This is a genomic window from Lysobacter sp. P5_B12, from assembly GCF_056400425.1.
The window spans coordinates 1-2500 of record NZ_JBFULG010000018.1 but is presented as its reverse complement, the minus strand read 5'-3'; the positions used below and the strand labels follow the sequence as shown (position 1 = coordinate 2500).

Annotated in this window: 2 protein-coding genes and 1 rRNA gene (1 of these 3 cut by a window edge); 2 read left to right on the top strand and 1 reads right to left on the bottom strand. The window is 62.8% G+C overall.

Going from position 1 to position 2500, the window contains the following annotated elements; genetic code table 11:
• Positions 1 to 659 (bottom strand): 16S ribosomal RNA (locus AC1DOM_RS16705); it reaches 886 nt to the left of the window's first position.
• A gap of 492 nt (positions 660 to 1151) precedes the next feature.
• Here AC1DOM_RS16705 and AC1DOM_RS16700 point away from each other — a divergent pair.
• Together AC1DOM_RS16700 and AC1DOM_RS16695 are read left to right on the top strand one after the other, a co-directional pair.
• Positions 1152 to 1604 carry a DUF192 domain-containing protein gene (locus AC1DOM_RS16700; RefSeq protein WP_498965341.1) on the top strand — a complete coding sequence of 151 codons (453 nt, stop codon included), beginning with the start codon at positions 1152 to 1154 and terminating at the stop codon, positions 1602 to 1604.
• A gap of 46 nt (positions 1605 to 1650) precedes the next feature.
• Positions 1651 to 2500: SirB1 family protein (locus AC1DOM_RS16695; protein WP_498965339.1), on the top strand; the 850-nt coding region annotated here is incomplete at its 3' end.

Below are 2500 nucleotides of genomic sequence, written 5' to 3'. Positions count from 1 at the left end.
GCACTCTAGGTCGCCAGTTTCCAATGCCATTCCCAGGTTGAGCCCAGGGCTTTCACATCAGACTTAACGAACCACCTACGCACGCTTTACGCCCAGTAATTCCGAGTAACGCTTGCACCCTTCGTATTACCGCGGCTGCTGGCACGAAGTTAGCCGGTGCTTATTCTTCCGGTACCGTCATAACACCCGGGTATTAACCGAGCGCTTTTCTTTCCGGACAAAAGAGCTTTACAACCCGAAGGCCTTCTTCACTCACGCGGCATGGCTGGATCAGGCTTGCGCCCATTGTCCAATATTCCCCACTGCTGCCTCCCGTAGGAGTCTGGACCGTGTCTCAGTTCCAGTGTGGCTGATCATCCTCTCAGACCAGCTACGGATCGTCGCCTTGGTGGGCCTTTACCCCGCCAACTAGCTAATCCGACATGGGCTCATCCAGTCGCGCGACGCCTTGCGGTCCGCCGCTTTCACCTTCCGGTCGTATGCGGTATTAGCGTAAGTTTCCCTACGTTATCCCCCACGACAGGGCAGATTCCCATGTATTCCTCACCCGTCCGCCACTCGCCACCCACAGTATTGCTACTGCTGTGCTGCCGTTCGACTTGCATGTGTTAGGCCTGCCGCCAGCGTTCACTCTGAGCCAGGATCAAACTCTTCACTTAAGTTTTGCGGCTCGRACCGAAGTCCTCGCCAATTTCTTGAGTGCAGTCGTCGTCCCAGGCTCGAAATCACTCGCTGGCTAAACAATTGCTTGTTTGCCATTTGAATTGACTTGTTGCTCTGTTACGAACGTCTGCAAGATGGACAACGTATCCACCCGCCAGACGCCCGCACAAGTCACCTGCGCACACTGTCAAAGATCGTCGGGAGCGGCCTCAGCGCCTTCTCCCTTCCCCCCGCCGCACCGAAGTGCCCGAGGGAGCCGCACATAATACAGCCCTTCCGGATTCCGTCAACACCCCGTGACGGGGTTTTTTCGGTCCGCCGGGGCCGGTGGACCGGCACCCGTCGAAGGGGCGCGCATTGTGCATAAGGCTGCCGAGCTTTGGAAGGGGGTCTCCATGAATCCGTTCAAATCATTTCGCAGGCGCCGCCCTCTTGACGCAGGCGCCGGCCCTCACCGATGTTCAGCGCCCCTGACGGAGACCCGAACGATGCGCCCCCAACTGCGAGCCGCCCTGCTGTCCGCTTCGCTCCTGCTGCTTGCCGGTTGTGCCAGTGCGTCGGGCCCGTGGGTCGAACTCAACGGCAAGCGCTTCAGCATCGAGATCGCGGACGACGACGCCGAGCGCGAGCGCGGGCTGATGTTCCGCGACACGATGGACGCCGACCACGGCATGCTTTTCATCCACGAGTCCCAGGGCCCGCTGGCGTACTGGATGAAGAACACGCGCATCCCGCTCGACATCCTCTACTTCGACGACACGCGCAAACTCGTGTCGATGCAGCGTGACGTACCGCCGTGCTCGCTCGGCGACCAATGCCCGCCGTATCCGAGCGCCGCGCCCGCGCGTTACGTGCTCGAGCTCAATGCCGGGCAAGCGCAGGCACTCAAGCTGGAAACAGGCTCCGAACTGAAATTCGGGCCAGGCGTCGCACACCCCTGACCGGCGCGGACTTGCAACGAACGCAACGTGGTTGCAGGCTTGCCGCATGCACGACCGTTTCCTGCTGCCCGACTGGAACGAACTCGCCGGTTCCGACGATCGCACGCTCCCGCTGCTGGGCACCGCGCTGCTGATCGCCCGCGACGAATATCCGCACCTGGACGCGGACCATTGCGACGCGCAAGTGCAAGCCCACGTCGACCACCTGCGCACGCAGGTGGAGTCGGTCGAAGCCTGGCCGCAGAAGATGGCGGCGATCAACCGCCACCTGTTCGAGGAAGTGGGTTACGCCGGCGACAGCGAGCATTACTACGACCCGCGCAACAGCTATCTCAACGAAGTCTTCGAACGCCGCCTGGGCAATCCGATTTCGCTCGCGCTGGTGCAGATCGAAGTCGCGCGCCGCCTCGGCATCCCGCTCGATGGCGTGTCTTTCCCCGGCCATTTCCTCGTCCGGTTGCCCGTCGACGACGGCGTGCTGGTGATGGATCCGTTCAACCGCGGCCGTCCGCTCGACGAAGACGAACTCCGCCAGCGCGCGCGCCCGCACCTCAACGGCGAAGCGCCCGACGACCGCGCGTTGTTCCAGATCCTCAACCCCGCCACGCACCGCGCGATCCTGATGCGCGTGCTGCGCAACCTGCACGGCGTGTACGCCGAGCGCGACGATTGGGAACGCGCCGCCCGCAGCGCGGATCGCATCTTGCGCCTGTCGGCCGACAACGGCGATGCGCTGCGCGACCGCGGCCTGGCGTACATGAAGATGGGCTATCGGCAAGGCGCCCGCACGGATCTGGCGCGCTACCTGCAACTGAATCCGGAAGCCCAGGATGCGGGCCCCCGCACGGATCTGGCGCGCTACCTGCAACTGAATCCGGAAGCCCAGGATGCGGGCC

Excerpts from the sequence above, each read along its gene's own strand:
- AC1DOM_RS16700 (WP_498965341.1), top strand. The coding sequence starts at position 1,152 with ATGCGCCCCCAACTGCGAGCCGCCCTGCTGTCCGCTTCGCTCCTGCTG.